Here is an 18,221-nt window from a genome sequence, read left to right as displayed (position 1 = left end):
TCCTTTGAACGATTAAGCGCTCAGTGCTCGCTCACTGCGGTTTCAAGGAGCGGTTGCTCAGCACCGGGACGCGTTTTGTTACGCTTTCCAGCCCGCTTGCTGGTCACGCGTCTTTCAAGGTAATGGGCCAGTTGGGTGAGCGCGTAGCAAAGAATGAAGTAACTCAACGCGAGAATCAGATAGACCGGGAATGGCTTGGTCATCAACCGGTTGTTGATCTGGTCGGCTGCGAAGGAAATTTCCTGGACATTGATGATGTAACCCAGCGATGTCTCCTTGATGGTCGAGACAAACTGCGTAACCATGCTCGGGACCACGTTATAGAGCGCCTGCGGCAGGATCACCGCGCGCATGGTCTTCAGGTAGCTCATGCCCAGCGCTCTCGACGCCTCGGTCTGCCCCTTCGGCAAAGCCTCGATGCCTGCGCGAATGATCTCGCCGAGATACGCCGAGTCGTAGATCACGAGGGCGCACAGCATGGTCACGAATCCGGTCACGGGATATCCCGTCAGTACCGGAACAAGGAAATAGACCCAGAAAATAACCATGAGCAGCGGCACGCCGCGGACCGTATAGACCAGTGCCGTTGCCGGTGCACGCAATACCTTGAAGTGACTGATGCGAGCCAGTGCCACGAGGATGCCCAACGGAATGGCAATGACAAGCGCCGATAAAGACAGCAGGATTGTCACGACGATTCCGCCAATGGGACCATGCGGATACTGCCCGATCAGCAGTAACGTCCAGTTGTCGCGCAAGACATCGAACATGATCACCTGACTCCCGGAATTCGGTAGTGTGCTGCGATCCTGGCGCCTGCCAGCATGATGACCAGCGACAGGGCGAGATAGAGCACGGTCGCAACCAGATAGGATTCGAACGACAGGAACGTCTCGTTCTCGACCTTGCGCGTGACGTAGGTCAGTTCCGCTGCGCCGATCGCCATCGCGAGGCTGGTGTTCTTGAACAGCACGACCGCGTGGTTCACCATCGGCGGAATCGAGTTGCGCAACGCCTGGGGAAGAATCACGTAACGCATGCCGCTGACGAAGTTCAGCCCCAGCGCGCGCGATGCTTCGTACTGTCCGTAGGAGATGGCCCGCAACCCGCTTCGAATGTCCTCGGACAAGTAGGCGCCGCTGCAAAGGCCGATCGCGACAACCGCGAAGATGAACTGGCCGTTGTACTGGTTCAGCCAGTCTTGCACGGGCATGGGCAGCAGGGTCGAGATGCCGAAGTACCAGAACAGGATCTGCACGAGCGTGGGGACGTTCCGGTGATACGCCACGAAGGTCGCCACGAACAGGGTGGCCGGCCGCCGGTTGGTCAGCCGGATCAGCGTCAGGAGAATGCCCACCACGAGCGACAGGCACCACGCCAGTCCGGCCATCGCGAGCGTGAGCTCCACGCCATGCAGGAACAAGGCGCCGTAGTCGCCTTGCAGCACCGTTGCCAGGTCGAAATGAAGTCTCATGTCACGCGTCCAAAGGGTTTAGAGCACCCCGATCCAGGTGCCCGGGTGGTTCGACGAGATCCTCGTTTGACTGCCCGAAGATCCTGTCGACGTTCGCCATGAATTCATACTAGCTCGCAAAAAATTGACCATGCAGACGCCTTTCTTCTGGGGCTATAAGTTTGGGGAATGGTCTCCGCGACAATGCGCGAAAGCCAGTCCAGGAAAGGACGTGCGCCGGTTTTTCAGCCTTCCCCGAAACCCGTTCTTCCGACCGCTCAAGCCGGCGCGCACGCCTGCGGCAAAACTTGCGGATTCACCGCGGTGAGCACCTGACCGCCGTTGATCGCGGCGATCAGGTTATTGACGCAGAGTGACGCCATGGCACGCCGCGTCCTGATGGATGCGCTGCCAATGTGCGGCGTGAGTACCACGTTCTTGCAAGCCAACAACGCGGGATTGACCTGAGGTTCGCCCTCGAACACGTCGAGGCCCGCGGCGGCAATGGCGCCTTCGGTCAATGCCTCGGCGAGCGCGAGATCATCAACTACGCCGCCTCGCGCGATGTTCGTCAGCGTGGCTGATGACTTCATTTGCTTGAGCTCCGCGCGGCCGATCGCGTGATGCGAACTGGCGGAATACGGCACGACCAGGATCAGATGGTCAGACTCGCGAAGCAGCACTTCCTTCTCGACATAACGCGCGCCGCACTCGGCCTCTATCCCGGGCGCCAGCGGCGTGCGGTTGTGGTAGATCACGTCCATGTCGAAACCGCGCGACGCACGTTTTGCAATCTCCTGTCCGATACGGCCCATCCCCAGGATGCCGAGTTTGGCGCCGTACACGTCACCGCCCACGAACATGTCGAAGCGACCGGTCGTGACCCATTCGCCCGCCCTGAGGAAATGCTCGGACTCGGTCATTCGACGGGCGGCGGCCATCATGAGGGCGAAGCCGAAATCCGCCGTGGTCTGTGTCAGCACGTCGGGCGTGTTGGTGACGAGCACGCCGCGCGCAGTGCACGCGTCGACATCGACGTTGTTGTAACCCACGCCAATGTTGCACACGGCCTTGAGTTCCGGACACGCGTCGAGCAAGGTTGCATCGATCCGGTCGCTTCCCGCCGTCACTGCTCCCCGCTTGCCTTGCAGACGAGCGATCAATTCCTGCTGGGTCCACAAAGTGTCGGACGGGTTATCGGTCACGTCGAAATGCTCGCTCAGTTTTTCCACGATATCGGGAAACGATGCCCGCGTGACGAGAACGGAAAAGCGCATAGGATGATCTCCGGATGATTCAATGAGAGGTGCGAATTATTAGCGCGAGTGAGAAGCGCGAATGCGCCGGCACATGCAAAAGCGCCGGGCATTCGTCGCGGTCCGAGACGGCCGGCACGGCCCACGTTTTTGCAACGGCGCCGCGTGCATGGGAGCGGCTTAAAGTGGCTTAAACCGGCTTCAGGCGGCTCAATCGCGCTTGATCGTCGTCAACCCGCCCGGCACTTGCAGGGTCGGCAGAATTTCCATGTTGCTGATGTTGACCGCGAGCGGGGCCGCGATTGCGAATGCAATGGCGTCGGCAATATCCGAGGGCAAAGGCAGTTCGAAGCCGTCAATGAATTGCTTGCGCGCCGCCTCGATATCGCCGTGCACGTGCCCGAAAATATCGGTGGCCACGCGGCCGGGGCAGATCTCGGTCACGCGCACGCGCTTGCCGGTCGCATCAACGCGCAACTGGCGCGACAGCGCGTGAATGCCCGCCTTGGTCGCGTGATAGATCGAGTTGCCGCCGAAGTTGTAAATGGCTGCGATCGAGCTGATATTGACAATATGGCCACGGTCGCGCGCCACCATGCCGGGCATGGTCAACCTGACAATGTGCAGCACCGCCTGAAGATTGACTTCAACCTGCACGTCGATGTCTTCAACGCTGGCATCGAGGATCGAGCCCTTGCGCGATACGCCCGCGTTGTTCACGACAATATCGAATTGCACCTGCCCGGTCAGCCTGGTCACCGCGTCGAGATCGCAAACGTCGATGGCGTGCGGGATACATCCGGTGCGCTCCGCCAGTTCGTTCAGTCGCTCCGCATTGCGTGCGAGCGCATGCACTTCGAGCCCTTCGCGGCAGAAACGCTCGACAATCGCAGCGCCCATTCCGGTTGAAGCGCCAGTTACCAACGCGGTCTTGTAGTCTGAAAACGGCATGAATTACCCCTGTTCCTGATTCACTAAAAATTGGCGCTTACTTGATGAGCCTCGATACCGGCACGATCCGACCGCCGGCCGATTCGATCGCGCCCCGCACTGTGCGCGCGAGTTCGACTGCGCCGGGCGTGTCCCCGTGGAGCAGGATCGACTGCACGGCGATCTTCAGGCGCTGGCCTGTGATGGTCGTGACGGTTCCGTCCTGGAGCAGTTGCGTGACGCGGGCAAGCACCTCTGCACGATCCTTGATCACGGCTCCGTCGAGCTTGCGCGAGACGAGGTTGCCTTCGTTGTCGTACGCACGATCGGCGAGAAAAGTATTGGCGACCCGTAAGCCGATTTTATCGGCGGCACGTTCGATCTGCGTGTTCGTCGATACGCTGACAATGATGCGGTTATCGAACTCGGCCACGGCGCGCACGAGCGGCTCGGCCAGTTCGTACGATGCCGCCGCCATGTTGCCGAGCGCGCCATGAAAACTCATGTGCGTGAGGTGCGTTCCCGCCGCTTTTGCAATGCCCGCGAGCGCGCCCATCTGGTACAGCACGTACTTGGCGAGCTCAAGCGGATCAGCTTGAATCGGCCTGCGCCCGAAGCCCATCAGATCCGGAAAGCCGACATGCGCGCCAAGGTCGATATCCCGGCCGAGCGTCAAACGCACGGTCCGGTCCATGATCACCGGATCGCCTGCGTGATAGCCGCATGCCACGTTCGCCGACGAGACGATCTCCATCATCGCTTCGTCTTCGCCCATCCTGTAAGGACCGAAGCCTTCGCCCAGGTCCGCGTTCAGATCGATTTCCACGCTGTCGCTCCCTTTAAATATTGCCGGCTGGCGCCAGGTTCATCAGTGCGCTCCCGTATCCCACGGTCGCGCCCGGCTCGACCAGCCACGCCACGACGACCCCGTCGCACGGCGCGACCACCGGCAGGCAAAGCTCTGCAATGCGCAGCAAGCCAAGCACATCGCCTTGCCTGACTTGCCAACCCGGTTCGACGAAAGGCGTTGACCGCATCGGATGGCATGTCAGCAAGACACCCGGGGACAACGCGATGACCTGCGTCTGCCTCACGCTTGGCGCGGGTTGCGGATTCGCCGCAGCACTGCCCTCGCCATCGCGCTCACCCTCGAGCGTCAGCCGAACCAGAGTCCCTTTCCCGCCAATTTCGATAAACCCGATGCCCGCCGTTTCGAGCCATGCGGTGATCTGTCGAAGCTCGCTGATCTGCAATTCTTTTCCCTGTGTCATCGCGCTACGGCCTGTCACCGCGATGCAGCCCGACGAGGCTGCGCAACTTCGTCATATAGCGGTCGAGTTCATCCAGCGCGTCGACGGCCTCTGCGTAGCTGGTCTGCACGAAGCGCAGATTCGTGCCAATGCGCGCCTGCGCCAGCCGCCAAAGGTCCGCCTCGATGACCGTGCCGATCTTCGGATAACCGCCCGACGGCTGGGCGTCGCGCAACTGGATAATCGGCTGGCCACTGGGCGGCACCTGGATCACACCCGGCACAATGCCGTGCGAGCGCATTTCCACCGGACGTTTTGAATTCAGCACCGGCCCGCCAAGCCGATATCCATAGCGATCGCTTTGCGGCGTGACCTTCCAGCTTTCCCGCCAGAACGCTTCAATGGAGTCCTGCTCGTAGGCCTCGTATTCGGCGGCCGGCAACACGCGCACCACGGTGTCGGCGGGATCGCTCATCGAACTCGTTTCAAGCCTGCCAAGCGTCCACGAAGGGGGCATCACACCGAACCCGGCTGAGGTCCCGGCCTTCTCGCTGTGCGCCGGTTCAACTGCCGCTGCCTGAACGACATCGCCCTTTTTGAGCTGCCGTCCGAGGAAGCCGCCGAACTCGCCACGCAGTTGCGTACTGCGCGATCCGAGCACGACCGGTACGTCGACGCCTCCCTTGAGCAGGAGGTAACATCGCGCGCCGCTCGCCGGCACGCCGATAGTCAGCACGTCGTCCTTCTTCGCCTGCAAGGTCCACCACGGCAATACCGGACGCTCGCCAAGACGCGCCGAGCAGTCGGCTCCGGTCAACGCGAACGCGGTGTCTTCCGTAAAGCGGACGCGAAACGGGAACAGCGGGATTTCGATGCCGGCGGCATCGTCGGGGTTGCCCAGCATCAGGTTACCTACGGCAAGCGCCACGCGGTCCATCGCACCCGACGTGCCCACGCCGTATCGCAGATAGCCCTGGCGACCCTGATCCTGAATCGTCGCCAGAGCGGCGTTGGAAAGTACCTCGATCATCGGACAATCCTTTCGACACTGAAGCGGATCATGTCGCCTGGCGCCAGCATGGCCGGATTCGTGCGGGACGGGTCGAAGAACGACATGTCCGTATGACCGATCGTATTCCAGCCGCTTGGGCCCGTTGATGCAGAAACGCCGGTCTGTACTCCGCCTATTGATACCGCTCCGCCCGGTAACCCAAGCACCGGCACCTTGCGGCGCGGCGCGGCAATGCGCGGATCCATGCCACCAAGATAGCAATATCCCGGGTGACTGCCCAAGGCATAGACGGTGTAGAGCGGCTCGCTATGCAACGCGACAATCTCATCCACCGCCAGGCCGGTGTGTGCGACCACGTCGCTCAAATGCGGCCCGAAATCGCCGCCGTATTGAACCGGCAGCACAACGGTCTTGCCTTCGAGCGACATCTCCTCGGCTTCTGCCCAGGCGTCGTTCAGCGCGGCGGCCAGCGAGGCTGGCTGGCGCGGCGGCCGGTCGAACGTGAGCATGAGGTTCGACATGCCGGGAACAGCTTCCCGGATACCCTCCCAGGTCGCGGCGCGGCGCCCGAGCGCCCAGATGCGGCGCTGCGTCTGCAGGTCGAGTTCACCGGGTGCTTCAAACAACATCGCGCTCGTCCCAAGCAGGCTGATTCGCGGTCTTTGATCGGGGTCGATCGGGGTCATCGAGCGCACTTGTCCTTGCACATGTCGTGGAGGACCGTCGGAAGTCATCGTGCCCGTGGTCGTTGCGTCGGGCCCGAGCTCAAGGATCGGACTCAATTCGTTCTCCTTGACAACCAGCGTTCCAGATAATGAATGTCAACACCGCCCGCGCAGAAGTCTTGATCGTCGAGTACCGCGCGATGCAGCGGCACATTCGTTCGAATACCTTCAATGCGCATTTCCGACAACGCAATCCGCATGCGCGCGAGCGCTTCTCCGCGAGTTGCCCCGTGAGTTATGACCTTGGCAATCAGGGAGTCGTAATAGGGTGGCACCGTGAGCCCCGCGCTCATGTGGGAGTCGACGCGCACGCCGTTTCCGCCCGGCAGTTCCCATTGCGAGAGGCGGCCGGGGCAAGGCATGAAGGTCGACGGGTCTTCCGCATTGATACGGCACTCGAGCGCGTGACCTTGCGTCAGGACATCCGCCTGAGTGATGGAGAGCGCGTGACCTTGCGCGACGCGAATCTGCTCGCGAACCACATCAATACCCGAGGTCATCTCGGTCACCGGATGTTCGACCTGCAACCGCGTATTCATTTCGATGAAATAAAATTCGCCGTTCTCGTAGAGGAACTCGAACGTCCCCACGCCCCGGTATCCGTTCTGCCTGCATGCTTCCACGCAGCGCTCGCCGACCTGGCGGATCAGGAGTAAGTCGATGCCGGGCGCCGGCGCCTCTTCGAGCACCTTCTGGTGCCGCCGCTGCATGGAGCAGTCACGCGAGCCCAGCCAGAGCGCGTTGCCGTGGGTATCGCACAGGACCTGGATTTCGACGTGGCGCGGATGCTCGAGGAACTTCTCGACATAGAGCTCGGGTTTCCCGAATGCGCGCCGGGCTTCCTCGCGCGTCACGGCCACGGCGTCGAGCAGTTGCCCAGCGTCAGGCACGACGCGCATACCGCGCCCTCCTCCGCCTCCGGCCGCTTTCACGATCACCGGATACCCGATCTCCGCAGCTGCCCTCAGGATGCTCTCAGGGTCCTCAGGCAAGCCGCCGTCGGGTCCGGGAACACACGGCACACCCGCGGCGCGCATCGCACGCTTGGCGGCCACCTTGTCGCCCATGGTGCGTATGGAGCGAGGTTCCGGACCGATGAAAGCCATGCCCGCTGCCTCGACCTGTTCGGCGAAGTCCGCGTTCTCCGATAGAAATCCATAACCCGGATGCACGGCCTCGGCGCCGCTGACATGTGCGGCGAACACGATCGCTGCGGCATTCAAATAGCTTTGCCCCGGTGCTGCGGGACCAATACAGATCGCCTGGTCAGCGAGACGTACATGGCGGGCATCCGCATCGGCTTCGGAGTAAACCGCGACGGTTTCCAGTCCCAGCTCGCGGCAAGCGCGCTGGATTCGCAGCGCGATCTCTCCGCGATTTGCAATCAAGACCCTGTTGAACATGATCAGCGTCCGATCCGAAACAGCGGCTGGGCTGACTCGACTTCATCGCCTGCATTGACAAGAATGGCCAGGACCGTGCCGGCGATCTCGGACTCGATCGAATTGAACATCTTCATCGCTTCGATCGTGCAGAGCACCTGGCCCTGCGCCACGGTGTCACCAACGCGCACGAACGGTGCCTCTCCCGGCGCCGGCGTGAGATGCACGACTCCGAACATCGGCGCCTCGATCACGTGAGTGGCGCTTTCAGTGGAAGCGGACGAGGCAACGGGAGCCATCGCGAGAGACTCGGCTTGCGGCTCGGCGGGCAGTGTCGATGCCATTGCAACGCCGGCAGAACCTGCGCGGCTGCCCGGTGTCTTGACGAGCCGAACCTTGTCGTCACCTTCTATCAACTCGATTTCCGCCAGCGGCGACTGCGCGAGCAGGTCGATCAAGGCCTTGATTCTTTGTAGATCCATCATTGAGTCCAGCCCGGTTATTCATGCGCCGACGCTTGACAGCCGTGCGGCAAACCGCGACGCCCGCGAGCCACGCTCACTGGCGAATAACGATGAACTCAATGTATCCGGCGCATAACATTCGCGCCAAGACGGTTTGGCTTTGTAGCAATAAGGCGCGCTTATGGTTCGGCGCTGACGGCTGGAGCGACGCCCAGCGCAAGGTCCGCAGCCAGTTCGAGCAGGATGTCCTTGACCGCCGCAGCCGGTTCGGAGAGCGGAAGATGGTCAGACAAACACACCGAAAGCGGGATCTTGATGACGGGCGAAACGATCCGGCATTGAACGACATCGCCGGCCCCCGCCACCACGCGCGCAGTCGAATCCGGCAGGATCGTGGCGCCAATGCCGGCGCTCACGGCTGCAGCCAACGTGGTGGCCGACTCGATCTCCGCGACCACCTTGGGCACCATCTGGACGCGAGCAAACCCTTCGTCGACGTATTTTCGAAGGTAATTGTAAGGTCTGGGCAGCAGCAACGGGACATCGCGCAAGTCGGTGACGGCAATCTGGCCGGGGCTGATACCCATGCTGCGTGGCGCCACGAGAAAGAGCTCCTCATTCAGCAACAGCTGAAATGAGAGGCCATGGACCGGCTTGTCGCCGTACAGCACGGCCATGTCCATGCGCCCGTTCATGATGAGTTCGCTGAGCGTCGTACCGAAGTTCTCGTTGATGTACAGAAGAATGTCCGGATGACGCGCCCGCACGGACGTCAGCAGCGGCAGCGACAACGCGGAAGCGCCGGTCCCCGGCGCGAGCCCGACCGACACGGACCCGGACAGGGTCTGCCCCGCGCTCTTCACATCGGCCTGGGCTTGCTCGTATTGCCGCAGGATCAGTTGTGCATGCCTGTAGAGCGTTGCGCCCGCCTCGGTCGCCGTCACACCACGCTTGGTCCGGACCAGGAGTTGCTGCTGGAACTCGCTTTCGAGCGTGATCAGTTGCTGACTGAGCGCCGGCTGGGCAATGTGCAGAACTTCGGCTGCCTGCGTGAGGCTGCCTATATCCACAATCTTCACAAAGTATCTGAGTCGCCGCAAATTCACGTTCGTCGCCTGAAAAGTCATTCGATTTTCAGATGATAGGGCAAGGTCCGCCCAGCCGACACCCGTCAAAAACCCCAGTCGCGCGGGTTCGACCCTCAAGTTCGTTATCCATAAGTGGATGTTATTGCGCCAGCGCAAAGACGTCTTGGCGCTAACTTTTTCACCCGCTTAACGTGGAGCACCAACAAAAGCCAGTGGTTACCGACCGTGCGAGACGGCCATGCCGAAGCATCTCCATTGCTTCGCCGCGCCGGGCTTCAGATCAACGTATGTCATGCAGCGGCCTCTTCCGGAAGTGTGGTTCGACGTGTTCGTGCCGGGAAATATCGCGTCAAGAAAGCTGATCGAGTGCGCCGGTAATACAAAAAAGCTTGCCAGGAAATAGAGGGTTTGGACTTTTGACAACAGGGGAAACAAATGAAAAAGCTTTGCTTCGGTATACTAAGTACGGCATGTGCCATGAACATCGCCCATGCGCAGTCGTCGGTCACCCTTTACGGGATTATCGACGAAGCCATTCGCTTCGATAACCACCAGACCACGTCCGGCGGAAAGCTTTTCACCATGGGAAGCGGCGGTGAACTCTCCGGCAGCCGCTGGGGCCTGCAAGGCACGGAAGACCTGGGCGGTGGCCTGAAGGCGATCTTCCAGCTTGAAAACGGTTTCACGCCCAACACTGGGGTGACGCAGCAGTCGACCCCGTCGGGCGCCGTCCGGCTTTTCGGCCGCACGGCAATGGTTGGGCTGGTGTCGCCCTTCGGCACGGTCACGCTTGGCCGCCAGTACACGCTCGTGCATGAGATGGGTTACACGCACGACATCTACGCGTTCTCGAACTACACCGGGACCACAGGCTTCCAGGGTGCGGGGGAAACCGGCGGTGGGCGCCTCGACAATACGGCGCGCTATACCTCGCCGACCTGGGCCGGGTTTACGCTGCGCAGCGCCTACACGTTTGGCCAGACCGCAGGCAACGTCCATCAAAACTCGTCTCCTGCGGTCAGCCTTTCTTATGACCGCGGACCGCTTAGCGTGGGCGCCGCTTATCAGGTCATCAACGATATCGGCGGCCTGACGCCGTCGACCACGGCTTATGGCAGCACCTATTTCGGCATCACGATCCCTGACAGTTCGCAGAAGGTATTTACCGCGGGTGCGACCTACACGCTCGGCAGTGCCAAGATCTACGGCTCCTACATCTATAGCCACGTGTATCCGGCTGACTACAGGAATGATTCGTTCTCTGTTGCAGCAAGCTACTTCATCACGCCCGCGCTGCAGGTGATGCTGCCGTTTTATATCGACTTCCTGCATCACGCGAATACAAGCGGAACGCGGATCACGACCGGCCCGACGCTTGACTACCTCCTCAGCAAGCGAACCGATGTTTATGTCGGTGCGGACTACAACCACCTGACCGGCGCGTGGACCACGCTAGCAGGCAGCGCAGGTTCGAACCAACCCTTCTTCGGCCATAACTCGCTGTTTGAAGCGACGATCGGCCTGCGGCACAGGTTCTGACCGATTGATCGGCTTGCTGTAAATGCGCGCGGTTCAAGCCGTGCGCATCGAATCATAAGGCGAGCCTATCGGTCCAGATCGAATCGATCTTGTTCAAGCTGAAGCCCCGGTCGTAGAGTGGGGGACACTCTACGCACCGCTCAACAAGGGGTTTTCGCCATGCATGCACTCGTGATTCACGCGCCGCTGGATTTGCGGATTGAAGATGTTCCCACTCCCGAACCGGAAGCGCATCAACTGCTGATTCGCATCCGCGCCGGCGGCATCTGCGGTTCTGATCTCCATTACTTCAATCACGGTGGCTTCGGGACCGTTCGCATCAAGGAACCGATGGTGCTCGGGCACGAGGTATCAGGCGTGGTCTCTCGCACAGGCGCGGAGGTCACCGACATGCCCGTCGGCACGCGAGTGGCGATCAGTCCCAGCCAGCCTTGCGGCCACTGCGAGTATTGTCAGCAAGGTCTGCAGAATCACTGCCTCGACATGCGCTACTACGGCAGCGCAATGCGTACGCCGCACGTCCAGGGTGCGTTTCGCCAGGAGATTGTGATTAATCGGTCGCAGGCCCACGTTGTGTCGGATGCGCTGAGCGATGCCGAAGCCGCCATGGCCGAGCCACTCTCGGTTGCGCTTCACGCGGTACGCCGCGCGGGGCCATTGCTTGGCAAGCGTGTACTGGTCACAGGATGCGGCCCGATCGGCGCGTTGATTGTTGCGGCAGCGCGACGCGCCGGCGCCGCGCATATTGTGGCTACCGACGTCAATGAATTGCCTCTTGAAAGCGCGCTTGCGGTCGGCGCCGACCAGACGTTCAACATCTTGCAGACGCCTGATGCACTCCTGCCCTTCGCCGCAGGCAAGGGTACTTTCGACGTGCTGTTCGAAGCCAGCGGCAACGCGTCAGCATTGCGTGGTGCATTCGACGCAATCCGGCCGCGTGGCATCATCGTCCAGGTGGGTCTCGGGGGCGACGTGCCCCTGCCGATGAATGTGATCGTGGCCAAGGAATTCGACCTGCGCGGCGCCTTCCGGTTTCATGAGGAGTTTGCCGTTGCCGTTGAACTGCTCAACAAACGGTTGATCGATGCCAAGCCGCTGATATCCGATGTCTTCTCTTATCGCGATTCACTCAAGGCTTTTGAAACCGCCAACGACCGCTCCAAAGCGATGAAGGTCATAGTGGATTTCGCGTAACCCGAGGCTCGCCCACGCTCCACTGCTGCGGAACCTGGCGAAGCTCCCGGGTGGGAGCAATGTCCGCCCCGGGCCAAAGCGACGAACTACAATAGGCCTTCGGCATGCTAGACAAGCTGTCCAGCGCCGTCTCAAGTGCTCAACCACTGAGGCGGTGAATGCCAATTGACCCCGGGAGCGTGTGAAAAGCCATGCCAGTCTCTTTAGATCACGATCTGCATTCCCTTAGACTGTTCCTCGTCGTGGCAGAGACAGGCAGCCTGACCAAGGCGGCCGACCAGACATCGCTTACGCTATCCGCTGTCAGCAAGCGCATTTCGGACCTGGAGAAGAGGATCGACTGCCAGTTACTGACCCGTATGCCGCGTGGAATCGAATTGACCGCGGCCGGCCGCGGTCTGGTTGGTCACGCACGTCAGGTGCTGGATCGCGTTAATCGCATGGCCCACGACATGAACGACTTTGCTGTGGGTGTACGGGGACATGTACGCGTTTGGGCGAATACCTCGGCCATTATCCAGTTCATTCCGCAAGACATGCACGCGTTCCTCTCCAAAACGAGCGCCGTCAAGATTTCGATTGAGGAAAAGCTGAGCGGCGAAATTATCAAAGCCGTCGGTGAAGGTACTGCCGACATCGGAATTTTTGCGGACAACGTGCCCTCGCCGGGTATCGACAAGGAAGTCTACCGGCAGGACCGGCTTGTATTGCTGGTGCCAGTAGGCCACCCGCTCGCAGCGTCCACCGAGGTATCTTTCGTCGAAACGCTCGACTACGAATACGTGGGCTTGAGCGATGGGAGCTCGCTGCTCGCCCGGCTAACCAACGCCGCGTTCGCGTACGATCGAGTCCTGAACCTCCGTATCCAGGTCAGGAGCTTCGACGCAATCTGCCGCATGATCGAGCAGGGTCTTGGCATTGGTATCCTGCCTGAGGGCGCGGTACGAGCCGAAATCCTCGAAGCAGGTTTGAGGGCGGTGTACCTGACCGACGCCTGGTCCAGGAGAACCCTTTTCATAGGCGCCAAATCCCGCGACCTGCTCTCACCCGAGGCCAGGCGATTCTTCGACTTCATGACAGCAAGCGCTTGAGCGCATTTTCGCGAGGCTTTCCTAACCGGAAAGGGTCCTTGAAAATCAATTGATTCTCAACTTGCTTGATTTGTCCCAGGATGAACGCATAAAACGTTCAATCTGGAGACAGCACAGTGAAATCACCCCTCAATAGCGTCCGTGTCCTCGCGCTGAGCCAACTGGCCGCGGCAGGATCCTTGCCGAATTCGGCGCTCATACGATCAAGATCAAACCACCCGCCACGGGAAAACCGCCACCGGGCGTTGTATCCAGGCTAATGGGGATAGTTGGCCCGACCGAGCGCCCCGCACCCGAAATGAACCCGTGAATCAATGATGATTTATCAACTTCAATATCATTCAGGATCACGAAGTTATTAACGTGAAATAATTTTTTACCACTCGTGCTCCCCGCCACGCAGATGACGAGTTACCACCCAATGCGCTCTCTAACTGGTCTTTGCGAACCGGGGAGACCGCTGTTCAAATACCTAAGGAGACGGCATGAGCAGCAACAATATAGACCTTAGCGATGGCGCACCGATCCATTCCGCAATCCCTTTGCCCAGCGCTCACGCCGCCCCCGGCGTAAACGCGACGCTTGCATTGGGAGACTGGATGGACAATTTGCCGGTGGGCTCGCTGCATCGATTTGTCGTAGGCGTTATCGGCATCGGCCTGTTCTTCGACATGTATGAAATCTTCCTCGTCAGCTCGATCGGCACGGCACTGCAAGGCGAATACGGTATCGACAAACATAGTATTGGCTTTAAGCTGCTGCTCGCCTCAGCCTTTATTGGAATGTTCCTTGGTTCATTGTGCCTGGGCACCATGGCTGACCGCATTGGCCGGCGCAAGGCGTTCTTGTTCAACCTGATCTGGTATAGCGCGTTTTCCCTGATCGGCGCGTTCTCCGTGAATGCCGGGATGCTCGTAATCTGCCGCGTCCTGACCGGCATTGGCGTCGGCGCAATCTATCCCGTTGCCGACAGCTTCTTATCCGAGATCCTGCCTAAGGAGCGAAGGGGACGACTGGCCGCGTGGGCATATACCACGTCGTATGTTGCGGTGCCATTGGTCGGATTCCTGGCGGTGTGGCTGAATCCGCTGCACATAGGCGTGGTGGCTGGATGGCGTGTCATTCTGGTCATTGGCAGCCTGGGAGCTGTCCTCGTCTTGCTGGTCCAGCATAAGCTGCCTGAAAGCCCACGCTGGCTCCTTTCGCAGGGCCGGGTGCAGGAAGCCCACGCGATGCTCCGGAGGTTCGCGGAAAGTGCCGGCGTAACCATCTCTTCAATTCTCCCCGAAACAACGACCAACCGGAAGCCGATGACATTACGCGAGCGCATAGCGTTGCTCTGCCGCCCTCCTTACAACAAGCGCTATGTAATGCTTACCATTTTTCATCTGCTCCAGGGATTTGGCTATTATGGTTTCGGCACACTAGCCAGCACGGTGGTCAAAAGCCGAGGTTATGACGTAACCGACGGAACACTATTCATGGCCATTTCGTTCCTTGGCTATCCATTCGGATCCTTGCTTTCCATCCCTCTGCTCAACTGGATCGAACGCCGTACACTGGTGATCACAGCCATATTGACCATTGCTGTCTTTGGGTTGGGTTTTGCTTATTCGAACAACTCCGCATTGATCGTATTTTTCGGATTTTTGACGACGTGCGCCTCGAATGTGTTCAGCAATGCGTACCATGTGTATCAATCTGAAATCTTCCCGGCGAGCGTGCGCTCAACGGCTATTGGCAGTACCTACTCGTTGTCGCGGATCGTCAGCGGAGCATTGCCTTTCATATTGCTTCCAGTACTGAACCAACAGGGTGCGGGGGCAATGTTCGGCATTATCGCGACTGCATTGTTCATAGTTGCGATTACCTTGCGGGCGCTCGGTCCCTTGACCACACGCCGCAGCCAGGACGACATCAACCCCGTCTGAGCTGACTGCCCCTCCCTTATCCTCATAAGTAACCCCTAACCCGTTGCGACAGGCTTTCTGCATGGGAAAGGGTTCTTGAAAATCCATTGATTTTCATCTCGCACGCTTTGTCGCAAGATGAGTGCATAAATCGTTCAGTATGGAGACAGCGTAATGAAGAAGCCTCTCGATGGAGTCCGCGTGCTTGAAATGGGCCAGCTGATCGCAGGGCCGTTCGCGGGCAAGATGCTTGCCGAATTCGGCGCTCATGTGATCAAGATCGAGCCTCCGGTCACGGGGGACCCCCTGCGCAAATGGCGCCTGCTCCATGAGGGCACCTCGGTCTGGTGGGCCGCTCAATCGCGTAACAAGGAATCGGTCACGCTTGACCTGCGTTCGCCGGAAGGACAGGACGTAATACGGCGCCTGGTCGCGCAATCCGATGTTCTTATCGAAAATTTCCGGCCCGGAACGCTCGAAGCCTGGGGGCTCGGGTGGGACGCATTGCACGCGTTGAATCCCGGCCTGATCATGCTGCGCGTGTCGGGATATGGCCAGACGGGGCCCTACCGTGATCGCCCGGGCTTTGGCGTGGTAGCCGAGGCCATGGGCGGTTTGCGGCACCTTAGCGGCGAACCCGGCCGTACGCCGGTCAGGGTCGGGATATCGATTGGCGACACGTTGTCGGCGTTGCATGGTGTGATCGGCATCCTGCTTGCCCTTCGGCACCGCGACCAGAACGGCGGCGATGGTCAGATGATCGACGTCGCCTTGTATGAGTCGGTCTTCAACATGATGGAGAGTCTGCTCCCTGAGTTCTCGACGTTCGGTGTCGTTCGGCAAGCGGCAGGAAGCAGCCTGCCGGGCATCGCGCCGACCAACGCCTACAAATGCCGCGACGGTAAATACGCGCTTATTGCAGGCAATGGCGACAGCATTTTCCGCCGGCTGATGGAACTGATTGAACGCCCCGATCTCGCCGCTGACCCGGCGCTCGCGCAAAACGATGGGCGGGTAAAGAACGTCGAGCGACTGGATGCCGCTATTGGTGAATGGACCGCGATGCACAGCCTCGACGAAGTCCTCGCCGCCTTGAACGAAGCCCGCATACCCGCGGGCAAGATCTACGACATCGCGGATATTGCCGGCGACCCGCACTATCACGCACGCGACATGATCCTCGACTCTGAACTGCCCGACGGCACGCCCGTCAAACTGCCGGGTATCGTGCCGAAGCTGAGCGAGACACCGGGAACAGTCGAACGCCGCGCACCCGAGCTGGGGCAGCATACCGACGAGATCCTGGCAAGCGTCGGCATCGACACCCCCACCCGAGACGCCTGGCGCGAACGTGGCATCATTTAGAAAGGACTCCATCATGTTTCAGAGAAAGCGTTTGTACATCCAGGAAGTCGCCACGCGTGATGGCTTCCAGAACGAAAAACAGTTTGTTGATACCGATGCGAAGATTGCGCTGATCGACGCGTTGAGCGAATGCGGTTATGCAAAGATCGAAGTGACGTCGTTCACCTCGCCCAAAGCGATCCCCGCGTTGCGCGACGCTGAAGCCGTCATGCACGGCATCGCGCGCAAACCCGGAATGGTCTATACCGTTCTCGTGCCCAATGTGCGTGGTGCGGAACGTGCGCTCTCCAGCGGAGTCGATGAAGTCAACCTCGTGATGTCAGTCAGCGAAAGCCATAACCGCACGAACCTTCGCATGAGCCGCGAGCAGTCATTTGCGCAGTTGCGTGACGTGATCAACGTCGTCAAGGCTACCCCTGTAGCAATCAATGTGTCGCTTTCGACCGCGATGGGTTGCCCGATGGAAGGAGACATTGCGAAAGAAGAAGTGCTCGGCTGGATGCACCGCTTCGCCGACCTCGGCGTGCATGGCATCACCCTCTGCGACACGACCGGCATGGCGTTTCCATCGCAGGTGGGCGACTTGTGCCGCAGCGCGCGCGGCTCGTTCAGTGCGCTCGAACTGACGCTGCACTTTCACAACACGCGGGGCATGGCGCTCGCGAATACGCTCGCCGCCCTCGACGCCGGCATCGACCGTTTCGATTCATCGCTGGGTGGTCTTGGCGGTTGCCCGTATGCGCCAGGCGCAAGCGGCAATGTCTGCACTGAAGAGCTCGTGCATATGCTCGAACTGGACGGCTACGACACGAACATCGACCTCGATCGTGTGCTGGCAGCATCGGCGCGACTGCCCGGGCTGATCGGCCACGATGTCCCGAGCCAGTTGCTGAAGGCAGGACGGCGCCTTGACCTTCACCCCATGCCGCCCGCCGAGACTGTGCCCGGACAACACGCGTTCGCAAAGGAAGGTACCTGACATGCCGTTCATCGACCACCTGGATCACCTCGTCCTGACTTGCATCGATATTGAAGCCACAAAGCGTTTTTACACCGATGTAATGCAAATGCAGTTGCAGACCTTTGGTGAAGGCCGCTACGCGTTGCGCTTCGGCAATCAGAAGATCAATCTGCACGAACGCGGCCTCGAGTTCGAGCCTAAAGCCCACTTGCCCGTCCCCGGAGCGCTCGACCTGTGCTTCATTGCAGGGGTACCGCTTGACGACGTGATCGCGCACCTGAAGCAATGCGAGTGGCCAATTCTGGAAGGCCCGGTCGAGCGAACCGGCGCGACCCAAAAAATCCGCTCCGTCTATGTTCGTGACCCCGACCTGAACCTGATCGAGATATCGGAACTGATGGGATGACAACGACTCTTGAGACTGGACCCCAATGAACGTTGTCATCCTCGACGCCGGCACGCTCCCGGTTCCCGTCACCCGTCCCGCATGGGCAACCGGTTGGGTCGAACATTCATCGACCCAATATAGATAGTCCGTCCCGCTTTCATCGATACTGATGGCACTGGCAGCGAGCTGCCAGTCGAGGCGGGACATGCACCC

General features: G+C 60.1%; 19 protein-coding genes. 8 read left to right on the top strand and 11 right to left on the bottom strand.

Annotated elements, in window-relative coordinates; all coding sequences use genetic code 11:
* Positions 1 to 20: 20 nt before the first annotated feature.
* The 11 genes from AWB69_RS33790 to nac form a co-directional block, all read right to left on the bottom strand.
* Positions 21 to 770 carry an amino acid ABC transporter permease gene (locus tag AWB69_RS33790; RefSeq protein WP_062091165.1) on the bottom strand — a complete coding sequence of 250 codons (750 nt, stop codon included), beginning with the start codon at positions 768 to 770 and terminating at the stop codon, positions 21 to 23.
* Between the two features lie 2 nt (positions 771 to 772).
* Positions 773 to 1,474: an amino acid ABC transporter permease gene (locus AWB69_RS33785; RefSeq protein ID WP_062091164.1), complete on the bottom strand. Its 702-nt coding sequence runs from the start codon at positions 1,472 to 1,474 to the stop codon at positions 773 to 775.
* A 257-nt stretch (positions 1,475 to 1,731) separates the two neighbouring features.
* Positions 1,732 to 2,730 (bottom strand): 2-hydroxyacid dehydrogenase, encoded by a 999-nt coding sequence (locus tag AWB69_RS33780; protein ID WP_062091163.1) that lies wholly within the window; start codon positions 2,728 to 2,730, stop codon positions 1,732 to 1,734.
* Between the two features lie 189 nt (positions 2,731 to 2,919).
* On the bottom strand, positions 2,920 to 3,660 hold the full coding sequence (locus tag AWB69_RS33775; protein WP_062091162.1) for an SDR family oxidoreductase: 741 nt from the start codon (positions 3,658 to 3,660) through the stop codon (positions 2,920 to 2,922).
* Positions 3,661 to 3,697: 37 nt separating this feature from the next.
* Positions 3,698 to 4,465, bottom strand: coding sequence for a LamB/YcsF family protein (locus tag AWB69_RS33770; RefSeq protein ID WP_062091161.1), 768 nt, complete (start codon positions 4,463 to 4,465; stop codon positions 3,698 to 3,700).
* Between the two features lie 13 nt (positions 4,466 to 4,478).
* Entirely contained in the window at positions 4,479 to 4,910 is a 432-nt protein-coding gene (locus tag AWB69_RS33765; protein ID WP_062091160.1) for an acetyl-CoA carboxylase biotin carboxyl carrier protein, read from the bottom strand.
* Positions 4,911 to 4,914: 4 nt separating this feature from the next.
* Positions 4,915 to 5,919: a 5-oxoprolinase subunit C family protein gene (locus AWB69_RS33760; protein ID WP_062091159.1), complete on the bottom strand. Its 1,005-nt coding sequence runs from the start codon at positions 5,917 to 5,919 to the stop codon at positions 4,915 to 4,917.
* Positions 5,916 to 6,587, bottom strand: coding sequence for a 5-oxoprolinase subunit PxpB (gene pxpB, locus AWB69_RS33755; protein ID WP_062091196.1), 672 nt, complete (start codon positions 6,585 to 6,587; stop codon positions 5,916 to 5,918). Before pxpB ends, AWB69_RS33760 begins: the two co-directional genes overlap by 4 nt.
* A gap of 92 nt (positions 6,588 to 6,679) precedes the next feature.
* Positions 6,680 to 8,029 carry an acetyl-CoA carboxylase biotin carboxylase subunit gene (gene accC / locus AWB69_RS33750; RefSeq protein ID WP_062091158.1) on the bottom strand — a complete coding sequence of 450 codons (1,350 nt, stop codon included), beginning with the start codon at positions 8,027 to 8,029 and terminating at the stop codon, positions 6,680 to 6,682.
* 2 nt (positions 8,030 to 8,031) lie between these two features.
* Complete coding sequence (gene accB, locus AWB69_RS33745) at positions 8,032 to 8,490, bottom strand: acetyl-CoA carboxylase biotin carboxyl carrier protein (protein ID WP_062091157.1); 459 nt, start codon at positions 8,488 to 8,490, stop codon at positions 8,032 to 8,034.
* A gap of 161 nt (positions 8,491 to 8,651) precedes the next feature.
* A complete protein-coding gene (gene nac / locus AWB69_RS33740; protein ID WP_231937320.1) occupies positions 8,652 to 9,599 on the bottom strand; it encodes a nitrogen assimilation transcriptional regulator NAC in 948 nt (315 codons plus the stop codon).
* Positions 9,600 to 9,798: 199 nt separating this feature from the next.
* Between nac and AWB69_RS48140 the strand changes: the two genes are divergently transcribed.
* From AWB69_RS48140 to AWB69_RS33705, 8 genes are all read left to right on the top strand, one after another.
* Positions 9,799 to 9,963 (top strand): hypothetical protein, encoded by a 165-nt coding sequence (locus AWB69_RS48140; RefSeq protein ID WP_156529055.1) that lies wholly within the window; start codon positions 9,799 to 9,801, stop codon positions 9,961 to 9,963.
* 74 nt (positions 9,964 to 10,037) lie between these two features.
* Entirely contained in the window at positions 10,038 to 11,099 is a 1,062-nt protein-coding gene (locus AWB69_RS33735) for a porin (RefSeq protein WP_231937319.1), read from the top strand.
* A gap of 159 nt (positions 11,100 to 11,258) precedes the next feature.
* Positions 11,259 to 12,293, top strand: a complete 1,035-nt coding sequence (locus tag AWB69_RS33730; protein WP_062091155.1) for an L-idonate 5-dehydrogenase — start codon at positions 11,259 to 11,261, stop codon at positions 12,291 to 12,293.
* 191 nt (positions 12,294 to 12,484) lie between these two features.
* Positions 12,485 to 13,384 (top strand): LysR family transcriptional regulator, encoded by a 900-nt coding sequence (locus AWB69_RS33725; protein ID WP_062091154.1) that lies wholly within the window; start codon positions 12,485 to 12,487, stop codon positions 13,382 to 13,384.
* Between the two features lie 485 nt (positions 13,385 to 13,869).
* Positions 13,870 to 15,315 (top strand): MFS transporter, encoded by a 1,446-nt coding sequence (locus AWB69_RS33720; RefSeq protein ID WP_062091153.1) that lies wholly within the window; start codon positions 13,870 to 13,872, stop codon positions 15,313 to 15,315.
* Positions 15,316 to 15,468: 153 nt separating this feature from the next.
* The gene (locus AWB69_RS33715; protein WP_062091152.1) at positions 15,469 to 16,659 is read left to right on the top strand and encodes a CaiB/BaiF CoA transferase family protein; all 1,191 of its coding nucleotides are present in this window, start codon (positions 15,469 to 15,471) and stop codon (positions 16,657 to 16,659) included.
* Positions 16,660 to 16,672: 13 nt separating this feature from the next.
* Positions 16,673 to 17,638, top strand: coding sequence for a hydroxymethylglutaryl-CoA lyase (locus tag AWB69_RS33710; protein ID WP_062091151.1), 966 nt, complete (start codon positions 16,673 to 16,675; stop codon positions 17,636 to 17,638).
* 1 nt (position 17,639) lies between these two features.
* On the top strand, positions 17,640 to 18,026 hold the full coding sequence (locus AWB69_RS33705) for a VOC family protein (protein WP_062091150.1): 387 nt from the start codon (positions 17,640 to 17,642) through the stop codon (positions 18,024 to 18,026).
* Positions 18,027 to 18,221 lie beyond the last annotated feature (195 nt).

Origin of the sequence: Caballeronia udeis, from assembly GCF_001544555.2 — a bacterium.
Lineage (GTDB): Bacteria > Pseudomonadota > Gammaproteobacteria > Burkholderiales > Burkholderiaceae > Caballeronia > Caballeronia udeis.
Note: the sequence above shows the minus strand (reverse complement) of the source record. Positions and strands in the feature narration are given on the sequence as shown.